Source organism: Janthinobacterium sp. YR213 (assembly GCF_900099875.1).
In the GTDB taxonomy this organism is placed as follows: domain Bacteria; phylum Pseudomonadota; class Gammaproteobacteria; order Burkholderiales; family Burkholderiaceae_D; genus Janthinobacterium; species Janthinobacterium lividum.
The window spans coordinates 364,703-379,485 of the sequence record NZ_FNDA01000001.1 but is presented as its reverse complement, the minus strand read 5'-3'; the positions used below and the strand labels follow the sequence as shown (position 1 = coordinate 379,485).

General features: G+C 61.0%; 12 protein-coding genes. 8 read left to right on the top strand and 4 right to left on the bottom strand.

Translation table 11 applies throughout. The features are described 5' to 3' along the window. Position 1: 1 nt before the first annotated feature. Genes BLT98_RS01705 through BLT98_RS01695 form a run of 3 tightly spaced genes read right to left on the bottom strand, consistent with a single transcriptional unit; the run spans position 2 to position 5,599 of the window. Positions 2 to 1,192, bottom strand: coding sequence for a hybrid sensor histidine kinase/response regulator (locus tag BLT98_RS01705; RefSeq protein WP_092604967.1), 1,191 nt, complete (start codon positions 1,190 to 1,192; stop codon positions 2 to 4). After that, the gene (locus BLT98_RS01700; protein WP_092604966.1) at positions 1,189 to 2,067 is read right to left on the bottom strand and encodes a CheR family methyltransferase; all 879 of its coding nucleotides are present in this window, start codon (positions 2,065 to 2,067) and stop codon (positions 1,189 to 1,191) included. Before BLT98_RS01700 ends, BLT98_RS01705 begins: the two co-directional genes overlap by 4 nt. Positions 2,068 to 2,122: 55 nt before the next feature. Beyond that, the gene (locus BLT98_RS01695) at positions 2,123 to 5,599 is read right to left on the bottom strand and encodes a response regulator (RefSeq protein WP_092606759.1); all 3,477 of its coding nucleotides are present in this window, start codon (positions 5,597 to 5,599) and stop codon (positions 2,123 to 2,125) included. A 284-nt stretch (positions 5,600 to 5,883) separates the two neighbouring features. Here BLT98_RS01695 and BLT98_RS01690 point away from each other — a divergent pair, with 284 nt between their 5' ends. Then, on the top strand, positions 5,884 to 6,336 hold the full coding sequence (locus BLT98_RS01690; protein WP_092606756.1) for an Hsp20/alpha crystallin family protein: 453 nt from the start codon (positions 5,884 to 5,886) through the stop codon (positions 6,334 to 6,336). A 100-nt stretch (positions 6,337 to 6,436) separates the two neighbouring features. Here BLT98_RS01690 and BLT98_RS01685 read toward each other — a convergent pair whose 3' ends face one another. Continuing rightward, a complete protein-coding gene (locus tag BLT98_RS01685) occupies positions 6,437 to 7,783 on the bottom strand; it encodes an MFS transporter (RefSeq protein ID WP_034784578.1) in 1,347 nt (448 codons plus the stop codon). A gap of 217 nt (positions 7,784 to 8,000) precedes the next feature. On the opposite strand from BLT98_RS01685, the gene cyoA reads away from it, so the two are divergent. The 7 genes from cyoA to BLT98_RS01650 all read left to right on the top strand — a co-directional run bounded on the left by cyoA (position 8,001) and on the right by BLT98_RS01650 (position 14,775). Next, positions 8,001 to 8,984 carry a ubiquinol oxidase subunit II gene (gene cyoA, locus BLT98_RS01680; protein ID WP_071653323.1) on the top strand — a complete coding sequence of 328 codons (984 nt, stop codon included), beginning with the start codon at positions 8,001 to 8,003 and terminating at the stop codon, positions 8,982 to 8,984. An 84-nt stretch (positions 8,985 to 9,068) separates the two neighbouring features. Beyond that, complete coding sequence (gene cyoB / locus BLT98_RS01675) at positions 9,069 to 11,072, top strand: cytochrome o ubiquinol oxidase subunit I (protein ID WP_070253477.1); 2,004 nt, start codon at positions 9,069 to 9,071, stop codon at positions 11,070 to 11,072. Beyond that, positions 11,065 to 11,703, top strand: a complete 639-nt coding sequence (gene cyoC, locus BLT98_RS01670; RefSeq protein WP_034788486.1) for a cytochrome o ubiquinol oxidase subunit III — start codon at positions 11,065 to 11,067, stop codon at positions 11,701 to 11,703. Before cyoB ends, cyoC begins: the two co-directional genes overlap by 8 nt. Then, on the top strand, positions 11,700 to 12,086 hold the full coding sequence (gene cyoD / locus BLT98_RS01665) for a cytochrome o ubiquinol oxidase subunit IV (RefSeq protein ID WP_034788483.1): 387 nt from the start codon (positions 11,700 to 11,702) through the stop codon (positions 12,084 to 12,086). The genes cyoC and cyoD overlap by 4 nt, the downstream gene beginning before the upstream one ends. Continuing rightward, entirely contained in the window at positions 12,083 to 12,916 is an 834-nt protein-coding gene (locus tag BLT98_RS01660) for an SURF1 family protein (RefSeq protein WP_092604964.1), read from the top strand. The genes cyoD and BLT98_RS01660 overlap by 4 nt, the downstream gene beginning before the upstream one ends. Beyond that, positions 12,900 to 14,249 (top strand): ATP-binding protein, encoded by a 1,350-nt coding sequence (locus BLT98_RS01655; protein ID WP_034788477.1) that lies wholly within the window; start codon positions 12,900 to 12,902, stop codon positions 14,247 to 14,249. The genes BLT98_RS01660 and BLT98_RS01655 overlap by 17 nt, the downstream gene beginning before the upstream one ends. Beyond that, a complete protein-coding gene (locus tag BLT98_RS01650; protein WP_034788474.1) occupies positions 14,239 to 14,775 on the top strand; it encodes a response regulator transcription factor in 537 nt (178 codons plus the stop codon). Before BLT98_RS01655 ends, BLT98_RS01650 begins: the two co-directional genes overlap by 11 nt. The last annotated feature ends 8 nt before the right edge of the window (positions 14,776 to 14,783 follow it).

Below are 14,783 nucleotides of genomic sequence, written 5' to 3'. Positions count from 1 at the left end.
CTCAGCTTCCGGCCAGCGGCAGGGTGACGCTGAACAGGGCGCCATTGCCGGGCTGGCTTTGCAGGGTGATGGCGCCGCCGTGCGAATCGACCAGTTGCTTGGTGATGAACAGGCCCAGGCCCAGGCCGCCAGTGCGGTCCTGGTGGATGACGCGTTCGAAGGCGTCGAAAATGCGTTCCTGGTCGCGCGCGTTGATGCCGATGCCATGGTCGCGCACTTCGATGACGGCGCTGTTCTGCGTGTGCGCCAGGCTGATTTCCACAGGCTGGCCCTGGCCGTAGCGCACGGCATTGCTGATCAGGTTGACAACAATTTGCTCGACGCGGAAGGCATCCCAGAAACCCTGGATGGGTTCGAAGGCCAGCACTTCCAGCACGCTGCCCGTCGTGGCCGCATACGGCGCCAGGTCGTCAGCCACCCGGCGCACGAGGCTGGTCAGGTCGACGGCTTCGCGGCGGATCGACAGCTTGCCGCTGGTGATGCGCGAGACGTCGAGCATGTCGTCGATCAGGCGCACCATGCTGCGGATTTGCCGCCCGTCGCGCGCCACCATCTTGCCCAGCTTTTCCGGTTCGAAGGCGGCCAGGTTGCCCCGTTCCAGGTTGACGGTGCGCATCTGCGTCTCGAGGAATAACGTATTTAATGGGGTGCGCAGTTCGTGCGCCACCATGGACATGAATTCGTCGCGCAGGCGCAGCGAACGCTGCAGTTCCGCCTGCGTGGCGCGCAATTCCTTCAGCAGCGCTTCCTGCTGCTGGCGGCTGTGCTCGAGCGCCTGCACCTGGCGCCGCGTTTCGCTGCGCTGCTGGTGCAGGGCAACGAACACATTGACCTTGCTTTGCACGGCATTGATGTCGAGTGGCTTGTGCAGGAAATCGACGGCGCCGCTTTCATAGCCCTGGAAGGCAAAATTCATTTCCTTGCCGGCCGCCGTGACGAAGACGATGGGAATGTGGCGCGTTTTTTCCGTGCCGCGCATCAATTGCGCCAGCTCAAAACCATCCATTTCCGGCATTTGCACGTCGAGGATGGCCAGCGCGAAATCATGCTCCAGCAGCAGGGCCAGCGCTTCTTCGCCCGAGGATGCCTGGTAGACGCTGCGGTCGCTCTCGCGGATCAGCGCATTGAGCGCGCGCAAGTTTTCCGGCAAATCGTCGACGATCAGCAGTTTGGTGCTTGTTTCATTCATCATGTTTCATTCCTGGCATGGCTTTGCCGTCCAGCGTAGTGGGAAGCAGCGTGCGACGGCGCACGCTTGCGGTAGAGCTTTTCGGGACCCGGCAATGGCTCGAAGTCGGCGGCAAAGCGGGTGAAATGCGTGCTTTCCTTGCTGCCCAGGCCCAGGAAACCCCGGTGGCACAGCGAGTCGTGGAACAGGCCCAGGGCCCGTTCCTGCAAGGTTTTGTTGAAGTAAATCAGCACGTTACGGCAGCAAATCAATTGCGTTTCAATAAAAACACTGTCCGTGGACAGGCTGTGGTCGGCAAAGTTGATCCTGTCAAGCAGGTGCTGCTGAAAACGCGCAGTGACATGCTCGACCGTGTAATAGTCGGCCAGCTGGCCCAGGCCGCCGGCGGCCAGGTAGTTGGCGCCATATTCATCGAGCCGGTGCAGCGGATATACGCCGCGCGCGGCCGTGGCCAGCGCTTGCGGATTGATGTCGGTGGCGTAAATCGTGCTGCGTTCAAGCAAGCCTTCCTCGTGCAGCACGATGGCCAGCGACAGCGCCTCTTCGCCCGTGCAGCAGCCAGCCACCCAGATCGTCGGCGACGGGTAGGTTTTCAGCACGGGCACCACCTGTTCGCGCAAGGCGAGAAAAAACGCCGGGTCGCGGAACATTTGCGTGACCGGTACAGTCAAAATCTGCAGCAGCTTGCCAAAGGCGGCCGCATCGCCGAGCACCAGCTGTTGCAAACTGGGCAAGTCGGCGCAATGGAAGCGTTCGAGCGCCTGATTCAGGCGGCGCCGCTGCGAGGGCAGCGAGTAGTCGCGAAAATCATAGCTGTAGCGCTGATAGATCGCTTCCATCAGCGCCTGCAGTTGCGCATCCGTGTAACGCAGCGACATCAGTGATGCTCCAATCGATGGCGCAGCAGAGGCCGGTGGCGCAGGCGATGTTGCATCAGATGCGTTCCATCTTCGGCATCCATACGCGCAGCAGTGAATACAGGCGGTCCAGGTCGATCGGTTTGGCCAGGTAATCGGAGGCGCCCGCCTGCAGGCATTCTTCCTGGTCATTCTTCATGGCCTTGGCGGTAATCGCGATGATGGGCAGCTTGTTGTAGCGGCCGTCGGCGCGTATCAAGCGCGTCGCCTCCAGGCCATCCATGCCCGGCATCATGACATCCATCAACACGAGGTCGATATCGTCCACGCTGTTGAGCTTGCTGATGGCTTCGAAGCCGTTGCGGCCGATTTCCACCACCACGCCTTTCTGTTCCAGCGCATTCGTCAGGGCGAAGATATTGCGCACGTCATCGTCCACCAGCAAAATCTTGCGCCCTTCAAACACACGTTCGCGGCTGCGCACCTGCTGCAGCATGCCCTGGCGCTCGCTCGACAGTTCGGACTCCACCTTGTGCAGGAAGAGGGTGACTTCGTCGAGCAGGCGCTCGGGCGAGCGGGCGCCCTTGATGATGATGGAACGCGAATACTTCATCAGGTCCGCTTCTTCTTCGCGGCTCAGGTTGCGGCCCGTGTAGACGATGACGGGCGGGAACGAGCACAGCTCTTCATGTTCCATGCGTTCGAGCAATTCGTTGCCCTGGATATCGGGCAGCTTCAAGTCGATGATCATGCAGTCGAAAATCTGCGTTTTCAGCAATTCCAGCGCGTGCTCGCCCAGGGCCACGGCCGTGATTTCCACGTCGTCGTCGCTGATCAGGTGCACCACGCTTTCACGCTGGCGTTCGTCGTCCTCGACCAGCAGGATGCGCTTCATTTTTTGCGTGAATTTCGATTCGAGCTTGCGGAACACTTCCTTCAACTGCTCGCGCGTGCGCGGCTTGGTGGCGTAGCCGATGGCGCCCAGCTGCATGGCTTCCTGGATCTGGTCGTTGCCGGAGACGATGTGCACGGGAATGTGGCGCGTCAGCGGGTTTTCCTTCAGCTGCTGCAAGACCAGCAAGCCCGGACGGTCCGGCAAGCCCATGTCGAGCAGGATGGCGTCGGGCAGGAATTCTTCCGCCAGGCGCAAGCCTTCGTCGGCGCCATGCGCCACCAGGCAGCGGTATTGCATTTCATGCGCGAGGTCGAACAGGATGCCGGCAAACGACGGCTCATCCTCGATCACCAGCACGGAACGCTGGCCGGTCTTGGCAGCCGGCACGCTATTCCTGTCATCCTGGAAGGTGGGCAGCGGCACGGGCTTGGCGGCGGGCGCCGCCTTGGGCGCGGCGGCCGCGGCGGGTGCTTGCGGCGCGGCCGTGGGTACGGCCGCCGCTTCCACCGCATGTTCCGGCATGGCGGCCGGCAGCACGAGGGTAAACGTGCTGCCCTGGCCTGGCGTGCTGGCCAGTTCGATGCTGCCGCCCAGCAAGGCTGCCAGGTCGCGCGAAATCGACAGGCCCAGGCCCGTGCCGCCATAGCGGCGGCTGGTGGTGCCGTCGGCCTGGTGGAAGGCGTCGAAAATCTTGTGCTGCTGGTCGTCGGCGATGCCGATGCCCGTATCCTGCACCTGGAAGCGCACCTGGCCGGCTGCACCGGTGTTCACGTGCAGGGATACCGTGCCCGCATCGGTGAACTTGATGGCGTTCGACAGCAGGTTTTTCAGGATTTGCTCGAGGCGCTGGCGGTCGCTGACGAATGACGGCGGGGCGTCCGGCGCCACCTTGATGTCAAATACCAGTTTCTTTTGCTGCGCCTGGGCACCGAACAGCATCCTCATGCTGCTGAGCAGCTCGTCGAAGGGCACGGCTTCCGGCGTCAATTCCAGCTTGCCCGCCTCGACCTTGGAAATGTCGAGGATATCGTTGATAAGGGTGAGTAAGTCGTTGCCGGCCGAATAAATGGTTTGCGCAAACGTCACTTGCTCCGGCGTCAGGTTGCCGCTGGTATTGTCCGACAGCAGTTTCGACAGGATGAGCGAGCTGTTCAGCGGCGTGCGCAGCTCATGCGACATGTTCGCGAGGAATTCGGACTTGTAGCGGCTGGCCCGCTGCAGTTCTTCGGCGCGGGCTTCCAGCTGGGCATGCGCCTCGCCGATGGCCATGTTTTTCTGGTCCAGCGACAGCGCCTGCACGGCCAGCTGCTCGTTCGACTGCTCCAGCGCCGCCTTTTGCTCTTCCAGGTGGGCTTGCGACTGTTCCAGCACGCGCGACTGCTCGCCCAGCTCTTCATTGGCCGTGCGCAGTTCTTCCTGCTGCACTTCCAGTTCTTCATTCAGTTGCTGCGTTTCTTCCAGCACATTTTGCAGGCGCTGGCGGTACAGGGCCGCTTCCAGCGAGGTGCCGACATTCGCGGCAATCAGGTTCAGCCATTCCTTGGCGCGGGCACTGACGGGATGCGTAAAGCCCAGTTCGATGACGCCGTTGACGGCGCCTTCATTGTTGACTGGCGTCAAGACCAGTTCCAGCGGCGTGCCGCGGCCCAGGCTCGACGTTACGGTCAGGTAATCGTCGGGCACTTGCCGTATATGCTTGAGGCGTTTTTCGCGCGCCGTCTCGCCCACCAGGCCTTCGCCCAGCTTGAAGACTTGCTTGTCCTTCACGCCCTGGTCGTTGAAACCGTACACGGCCGTGCGGCGCAGGCTGCCATCCTCGTCGACGACGTACAGGGTGGCGACGGCTACGTCGAGGCGGTGGGCCAGGAAGTCCAGCACATGGCGTCCCAGCTGCGGCAGGCCCAGCTGGCCGCTCGTATGCGCCGCCAGTTCCGTCTGCCCCGTGCGCAGCCAGGCTTGCTCCTGCAGCACGTCGTTGTCCTTGCTGCGCTGTTCGAGCGCATCGTTGTAGATATCGGACAGGCGCAGCAGTTCGCGCCGTCCCAGATAGGCCAGCAGGCCCGACAATCCCAGGCTGAGGACGAGGAATACAACCACAGCCAGCATGGTGCGGCTTTCGGCCGTATCGGCCCTTTCCTGGCGCAGCCGCTGTTCCATGGACAGGAAAGTGAGGAATTCGCGGCGGATTTCGTCAAATTCCAGCTTGCCTTCACCCTGGCGCACGCGCGCGAGGAATTCCTGGTTGCTGCGGCGCTGGGCGATCACGCCTTCGGCGTAATCGAGCCACTGGCCTTGCAGCGCGCGGATGCGGCGCAAGCGGTCCACCTGGATGGGACTGTCGGATACCAGTTCCAGCAGGGTGGTCATTTCGACGGAGATCTTCGCCTTGCCCGATTTATATGGCGCCAAAAACGTTTCGTCGCCCGTCAGCAGGTAGCCGCGCATGCCCGTTTCCAGGTCGACCGACAACTTCATGACTTCATTTGCATTGCCGATCACCCGTTCGGAATGCTCGACCGAACGCAGGGCCGAGAGCAGGTAAGCGATGAGGCCGACAAACACGAGGGCCGTGATGACCCCGATGACCAGCGGCAAGGTGACATTGCGGGCGAGGATGCGGCGAAAGCTGAAGGAATCGATCGGGGTCTTGGTATTCATCATGTCCGTATAAGGCTGTCGCGAAAAAATCAATTTTAATTGAAATGCAAGCTTTCTGGTGGTCAAGCATAGCGTGCGCTAGCATAACAGCCTTGGGGACAATTTCCGACTTACAAGACTGTGCAAAGCGCGGTAGCGCACGGATGAAAGTCAAGGAAAAATCAAGTTGGCCTCGATTGAGACAGATCAACGAGATTGGCTGTTGCCGTCCTAAGATGCAGGAGGTGGTGGCGTTCTTGCGGACGGCCGCCGTGTGCAAGCCAGAGCCCATGCAGGAGGACATCATGGCCAATCATTTGATACAGCGCGATGCGCTCAATCCCTTGGGGCGTTTTGACCCGTTCAGCGACATGGAAGACATGATGCGCGACTTTTTGTTGCCCGCCTTGCGCGCGCGCGACGTGGGCAATGGACGCATGCGTGTCGACATTGCCGAAACCGAACAAGCTTACCTCGTGCAGGCGGACATTCCAGGCGTCAACAAGGACGATATCAAGGTCTCCATCGACGGCAACCGCGTCTCCATCAGCGCCGAACTCAAGAATGAAAGGGTGATGCGCGACGGCGGAGGCAAGGTCGTGCGCAGTGAACGCGAGTACGGCCAGCAATACCGTAGCTTCGTGCTGCAGCATGAAGTGGACGAGGCCGGCGCGCAAGCCCGCTATGAAAATGGCGTGTTGCTGCTCGACTTGCCGAAGAAGGAAGGCACGGGTGGGCGGCAGCTGGCGATACAGTGACACGGGCCGGGGCATGAAAAAACGCCGGACGGAGCCGGCGTTTTTTTGGAGGGGGGCCGGGTGGCAGCGCGCTGCCACCCGGTTTGCCTCTATATATATGTCAGTCGCGGATTTCCAGCGCCCGGTTCAGGCTCAGGGCGGCCAGCGAGGCGACGGCGCCTGACAGCAGGTAGAAGCTGACATAGGCGAGGCCGAAGTTGGCCGACAGGCCCAGCGCCACCAGCGGGGCGAAGCCGGCGCCGACCAGCCAGGCCAGGTCGGACGTTAATGCCGCGCCCGTGTAGCGGAAGCGGGCAGGGAAGTTGGCCGTCACGGCGCCGGCTGCCTGGCCGTAGGACAAGCCCAGCAGGCTGAAGCCGACGAGGATGAAGACGTCCTGGCCGAAGTTGCCGCCACCCATCAGGGTCGGCACGAAGGCGCTGAAGATGGCGATCAGCACGGCCAGCACGCCCAGGGTGGTGCGGCGGCCCACCTTATCGGCCAGCAAGCCGGAAATCACCACGCCGATGGCAGCCAGCACGGCGCCCATCATTTGCACTTGCAGGAAGTCCGAAGCGGAACGCGTCTGGTAGACGGAAATCCACGACAGCGGGAACACGGTCACCAGGTGGAACAGGGCGTAGCTGGCCAGCGCGGCGAGGGCGCCGATCAGCACGTTGCGGCCCTGGCCGCGGCTCATTTCAAACACGCTCACGGGCTGCAGTTCGCGTTCGTCCAGCAGGCGCGCATATTCATTCGTCGACACCAGGCGCAAGCGGGCAAACAGGGCCACCACGTTGATGGCGAACGCCACATAGAACGGATAGCGCCAGCCCCAGTCGAGGAAGTCTTCATCCGTCAGGGTGGTCAGCATGAACCAGAACAGGCCGGCGGCGATCAGGAAGCCGGTGGGCGCACCCAGCTGGCCCAGCATGGCGTACCAGCCGCGCTTGTTTTCCGGCGCGTTCAAGGCCAGCAGCGATGGCAGGCCATCCCATGAACCGCCCAACGCCACGCCCTGGCCGATGCGCAGCACGGACAGCCAGATGATGGCGGCAAAGCCCAGGTGCGAATAGGTTGGCAGGAAGGCGATGCCGGCCGTCGACACGCCCAGCAGGAAGAGAGCGATCGTCAGCTTGGCGCTGCGTCCCATGCGGCGCTGGATCTCCATGAAGATCACGGTGCCGAAGGGACGGGCGATGAAGGCGAACGAGAAAATCAGGAATGCATATAAGGTACCTTCCAGGCGTTCTTCAAATGGGAAGAAGACGCGCGGAAACACCAGCACCGAGGCGATGGCGTAGACAAAGAAGTCAAAGTATTCGGAAGCGCGGCCGATGATCACGCCGACGGCGATCTCACCTGGGTCGATATGCGATTCGACCGTGCCGGCCCCGCGTGCGTCGCGCAGGGAGTGGGGGGAAAAGTCGGCGGGTACATCCCCGCTGTGTATGCGCGTGCTGGACATGATGATCGTCTCCAATATAGTTTCGAGTTCGGCCAACGCGTAACTTACTCCGGGTGTCTCACGCCCGGAGTAGGACTATTCATCAGGTAGCCGTAGGAAAACTCCGCGTCTACGCAGTGAAAGTCCGAGCAAGGGGTAGGACAAAACGTCCAATTGCCAACGCGCTCCAGTGAGAATACAGTACCATATCTTCATCCCCTGTACTGGACTTTCCTGTATGTTTTCATTAAAAGTTCGTCGCGGACTGCTTCTTTTACCTCTCGCATTGTTGGCTGGTTGCAATACGGTGGTACTGAATGCGTCTGGTGACATCGCAGTTCAGCAAGGCAATTTGATTGTCATCTCGACATTGCTGATGCTGTTGATTATCGTTCCGGTAATCGCCCTGACCCTGCTTTTCGCATGGCGCTATAGAAAAAACAACACCGCGGCCAAATACGAGCCGGACTGGGACCACTCGACTCGCCTCGAGCTGATCATCTGGGGCGCGCCCCTGCTGATCATCATCGTGCTGGGCCTGCTGACCTGGATCAGCACCCACACCCTCGATCCTTATCGTCCGCTGAGCCGTATCGACGCCAACCGTCCGATTCCTGCCAGCCACAAGCCGATGATCGTCGAAGTCGTGGCGCTGGACTGGAAATGGCTGTTCATCTATCCGGAGCAAGGCATCGCTTCCGTGAATGAACTGTACGCGCCCGTCGATCGTCCGATCCGCTTCAAGATCACCGCGTCGTCCGTCATGAACTCGTTCTTCATCCCCGCACTGGCAGGTCAGATCTACGCCATGCCGGGCATGGAAACGCAGTTGAATGCCGTCATCAACAAGCCTGGCGTCTACAAGGGCTTCTCCGCCAACTACAGCGGTGCCGGTTTCTCGGGCATGCGCTTCAAGTTCCACGGCGTGAATGATGCGGACTTCGACAAATGGGTGGCATCGGCACGTGCCGGTGGCGGCGCGCTGAACCGCGACGACTACCTGTCGCTGGCCCAGCCTAGCGAACGCGACCCGGTCCGCCGCTACAGCGCCGTGCCTAGCGATCTGTACAAGGCAATCCTGAACCGCACCATCGTTTCCGACGCCCTGTGCGTGACGCCGGTCGAGCCATACAAATTGACGATGGCAAATAGCCCGGTAGCGGCCGTAACGGCAGTAGTCGCTAGCGATGCAGTAGTTGAAAAGGGCGTTCAAGCCAAGTAACGACTGCATGAATCCCGCAGCGCATTGCGCTGCAGATACTGGCGCCGCTTGCCTGGCGCCTCCCTTTTTTCTCTGAGAGTAACAATGCTAGACCATATTGATCTGACGAAGCTTATATTTGGCCGTCTGACTTGGGATGCAATTCCATTTCACGAACCTATCCTGCTGGTGACCTTTGCCATGGTTGCCCTGGGCGGTATCGCACTCGTTGCGGCACTGACGTATTTCCGCGTCTGGGGTACCCTGTGGCGCGACTGGATCACCAGTATCGACCATAAAAAAATCGGTATCATGTACATGATCCTGGGCCTCGTCATGCTGCTGCGCGGCTTTGCCGACGCACTCATGATGCGCACCCAGCAGGCTGTCGCCTTTGGCGACAATGCCGGCTTCCTGCCACCGCATCACTACGACCAGATCTTCACCGCCCACGGCGTGATCATGATCTTCTTCGTCGCGATGCCTTTCGTGACGGGTCTGATGAACTACGTGGTGCCGCTGCAAATCGGCGCGCGCGACGTGGCTTTCCCTTTCCTTAACAACTTCAGCTTCTGGATGACCACCATGGGCGCCGCCCTGGTCATGGCTTCGCTGTTCGTCGGCGAATTCGCCCGCACGGGCTGGCTGGCCTATCCGCCGCTGTCGGGCATCGTCGGCAGTCCGGACGTGGGGGTAGACTATTACATCTGGTCCTTGCAGATTGCCGGGGTCGGGACGCTATTGTCCGGTGTCAATCTGATCGCCACCATCGTCAAGATGCGCGCGCCAGGCATGACCTGGATGAAAATGCCTGTCTTCACCTGGACCGCGCTGTGCACCAACATCCTGATCGTCGCCGCTTTCCCGGTGCTGACGGCTGTGCTGGCCATGCTGTCGCTGGACCGCGTTGCAGGCTTTAACTTCTTCACGACGGAACTGGGCGGCAACGCCATGATGTACGTCAACCTGATCTGGATCTGGGGCCACCCAGAGGTGTACATCCTGATCCTGCCACTGTTCGGCGTGTTCTCGGAAGTCGTCGCCACCTTCAGCAGCAAGCGCCTGTTCGGCTACGCTTCGATGGTGTACGCCACCTGCGTCATCATGATCCTGTCGTACCTGGTATGGCTGCATCACTTCTTCACCATGGGTTCGGGCGCCAGCGTCAACTCCTTCTTCGGCATCACGACGATGATCATTTCGATCCCGACGGGCGCGAAGATCTTCAACTGGCTGTTTACCATGTACCGCGGCCGTATCCGCTTCGAACTGCCGATGCTGTGGACGATCGGCTTCATGGTCACCTTCACCATCGGCGGCATGACCGGCGTGCTGCTGGCCGTGCCACCAGCTGACTTCGTATTGCACAACAGCCTGTTCCTGATCGCCCACTTCCATAACGTGATTATCGGCGGCGTGGTCTTCGGTGTATTCGCTGCGATCAACTACTGGTACCCGAAAGCCTTCGGCTACAAGCTCGACGCGTTCTGGGGCAAGTGCTCGTTCTGGTTCTGGTTCGTCGGCTTCTACCTGGCCTTCATGCCGCTGTACGTGCTGGGCCTGATGGGCGTGACCCGTCGTGTCAACCACTTTGAAGATCCATCGCTGCAAATCTGGACCATCATCGCCTGGTTTGGCGCCGTCTCGATCGCACTGGGTATCGCTTCCATGCTGATCCAGTTCTATGTCAGCTACCGCAACCGTCACGCCCTGCGCGACGTGACCGGCGACCCATGGGGCGGCCGTACGCTGGAATGGTCGACGTCGTCGCCACCGCCAGACTATAATTTCGCCTTCACGCCACAAGTGCACGAACTCGATGCATGGACTGACATGAAGAAACACGGTTACCAGCGTCCGACGTCCGGTTTCACGAAGATCCACATGCCGAAGAACACCTGGGCTGGTTTCGTGATCGCCGCACTGTCCGCACTGGTCGGTTTTGGCCTGATCTGGCAAATGTGGCTCGTCGCCAGCATTGGCTTCGTGATCATGATGGTCACCATCATCGTCCATACCTTTAACTACAAGCGCGATTACTACATTCCTGCGGAAGAAGTGGTCCGTACCGAAGACGCTTATACTAAATTGCTGAGCAGCCATGTCTGATACCATCGCCCATAACACCGGCGCCGCTGGCGCCGCACCAAGCACGCGCAGCTACTTTGTGCGCGAGCACCACCCGGAAAACGGCAGCCTGCTGGGTTTCTGGCTCTACCTGATGAGCGATTGCCTGATCTTCGCCTGTCTGTTCGCCACGTACGCCGTGGTCGGCCGCAGCTACGCGGACGGCCCGACGGGCGCCGCGCTGTTCGACCTGCCGCTGGTGGCCGTCAACACGGCCATGCTGCTGCTGTCGTCGATCACCTACGGTTTCGCCATGCTGGCCATGCAGCGCAAGCAATTGCGCAGCACCCTGGTCTGGCTGGGCATCACGGGCCTGTTCGGCCTGGCCTTCCTGTCGCTGGAAATGTATGAATTCATTCATCTGATCCACGAAGGCGCCGGTCCGCAGCGCAGCGCGTTCCTGTCGTCGTTCTTTGCACTGGTCGGTACCCACGGCTTGCACGTGACGTTCGGCGTGATCTGGCTCGTGACCTTGATGTTCCAGTTGAACAAGCATGGTCTGACCCCGGAAAACGGCCGTCGCATGATGTGTCTGTCGCTGTTCTGGCACTTCCTGGACGTCATCTGGATCGGCGTCTTCACCTTTGTCTACCTGATGGGAGTGCTGCCATGAGCGACCACCACACACACGGCGATAGCCACCACCATGACAATCACGATCATGGCAGCCTGAAAAGCTATGCCATCGGCTTCATCCTGTCGGTGATCCTGACGGCCATTCCTTTCTGGCTGGTGATGACGAAAGCCATCACCAACTCGGGCACCATGGGCCTGGTCCTGCTGGCGTTCGCGGCTGTTCAAGTGGTCGTGCACATGGTGTACTTCCTGCACATGAACACCAAGTCCGAAGGCGGCTGGAACATGATGGCGCTGATCTTCACGATCATGATCGTGGGCATTGCCATGGCCGGTTCCCTGTGGGTCATGTACCACATGAACCACAACATGATGCCGGATCTGATGCCTGAGTACATGCATACGAAAACGGCTCCATGATGAGTCAAACGCGCCCAAGCAACACCGAGCGCGCCCCTGGCGCCGCATCGCAAGATGCCGCGCCAGGCCCACGCGGCATGGTCGTGCGGTATGCACTGGCCTTGCTGGCGGGGATCTTGTTTGCCGGTTTCTGTGCCCTGGGCACCTGGCAAGTCAAGCGCCTCTTCTGGAAGCTTGACCTGATCGAGCGCGTCGAACAACGCGTACATGCGCCCGCAACGGACGCACCTGGACCCGCAGCCTGGGCCAGTGTCACGCAGCAAACGGATGAATACCGCCATGTGCGACTCTCCGGAACGTATCTCCCCATTTTCAATACCCTGGTGCAGGCAACGACGGCACTGGGCAGCGGTTATTGGCTGATCACGCCATTGCGCCTGGCTGATGGCAGCACCGTGCTGGTCAACCGCGGCTTCGTGCCGAAACGCGAAGGCATCGCCGCCAGCACGCCGGCCGGCATCGTGCACGTCGACGGCTTGCTGCGCGTCAGCGAGACGGGCGGCGGTTTCCTGCGCGAAAACAGTCCTGCCACGCAGCACTGGTATTCGCGCGACGTGGCCGCCATCGGCGCCTCGCACATGCTGACCAATGTGGCGCCATATTTTGTCGATGCGAAGGAAAAATCGGAAACGGCCAGCGACGCCCCCGTCGGCGGCCTGACCGTGATTTCCTTCCACAACAACCATTTGGTTTACGCCTTGACGTGGTTTGCGCTAGCCCTGATGGTGGCTGGCATCACGTGGTGGATCGTGCGCGAAGACAAGCGCCGCCGCGCGCGAAAGGCTGGCCTTGATCAATCGCAAGAAAGCGACCATGCCGGGCAGGATTGAGATCCTGCCCAACCGCGAAGTCTTAGAGCGCGGTGCGGTGGCGGCCGAGATGGAACATCCGGCCGGCCACCAGAACATGAAGCTGCTGATCCAGCTGCGCTGGCTGGCCGTGATCGGCCAGATCAGCACGATCTTCGGCGTGGGCGTCGGGCTGGGCATCGCCTTGCCCGTGCCTTATATGCTCGAAGTGCTGTCCTGCCTCATCGCTTTCAACCTGGCCAGCCTCTTGCGCTGGCACGAACGCCAGCCCGTCTCCAACACGGCCCTGTTCCTCGCTCTGCTGGTCGACGTCACCGTGCTGACGGCCCAGCTCTACCTGAGCGGCGGCATCAGCAACCCGTTCGCCTTCCTGTACTTACTGCAAGTCATCCTCAGCGCCGTCCTGCTGGAAGTGTGGTCGACCTGGATCATGGTGGCAATTACCAGCCTGTGCCTGGCCGGCCTGGCCTTGCTGCCCGGCCCCTTGATCCTGCCGATCGACCCCGAGCGGGGCTTTTCCAGCCTGTACGTGCAAGGCTTGCTGATCTGCTTCATCTTGAACGCCGCCTTGCTGGTGGTGTTCATCACGCGCATCAACCGCAACCAGCGCGCCGGCGACGCCAAGGTGGCCGACCTGCGCCAGCGCGCGGCGGAAGAGGAGCACATCATCCGCATGGGCCTGCTGGCCTCGGGCGCCGCGCACGAGCTGGGCACGCCGCTGGCGACCCTGTCCGTCATCCTCGGCGACTGGCGCCGCATGCCTGAGCTGAGCAAGAACAGCGAATTGCTGGAAGAAATCACGGAAATGCAGGCGCAGTTGCAGCGCTGCAAGAGCATCGTCAGCGGCATCTTGCTGTCGGCGGGCGAGGCGCGCGGCGAATCGTCCGTCAAGACGACGATCAATACCTTCCTCAACGACCTGGTCGACGAGTGGCGCACCAGCCGCCCGATCCAGGATTTCGAGTACGATAACCGCATCGAGCACGACGTGCCCGTCGTCTTCGATTCGACCCTGAAACAAACCATCTGCAATGTGCTCGACAATGCGCTGGAAGCGTCGCCCGAATGGCTGCGCTTCGAAGCGACGCGCGAAGCGGACGCCTTGCACCTGGTCATTACCGATGCGGGCCCCGGCTTCGAGCCATCGATGCTGACGCACCTGGGCAAACCGTACCAAAGCAGCAAGGGCAAGCCCGGCGGCGGCCTCGGGCTGTTCCTGGTGGTCAATGTCGCGCGTACCCTGGGCGGCACGGTGACGGCGCGCAACAGGGTGCAGGGCGGGGCGGTGGTGCACCTGGCCTTGCCGCTGGCGGCCATCAAACTGGAAAGAGAAAGCGACCACCATGCAGGATGACCGTCTGTTACTGATCGTGGAAGACGACGCCGCGTTTGCCCGCACCCTGGGCCGCTCGTTCGAGCGGCGCGGCTACCAGGTCATCCTGGCCACCAATTTCGATGAAGCGAGCGCCTTGCTCGAGCAGCATTGCCCCGACTACGCCGTCGTCGATTTGAAGTTGAATGGCAATACATCGGGCCTGGCCTGCGTGCAGATGCTGCACCAGCACGACCCGGAAATGCTGATCGTCGTGCTGACCGGTTACGCCAGCATCGGCACGGCCGTCGAAGCGATCAAGCTGGGCGCCTGCCAGTACCTGGCGAAACCGTCGAACACGGACGACATCGAAGCGGCCTTCGGCCACGTGGCCGGCAACGCTGATATCGAACTGACCAACCGCGCCACCAACATCAAGACCCTGGAATGGGAGCGCATCCACGAAATGTTGGCCGAGACGGATTTCAATATCTCGGAAACGGCGAGAAGGTTGGGCATGCACCGGCGCACCCTGGCGCGCAAGCTGGAAAAGCAGCGGGTCAAATAGCCCCAGCG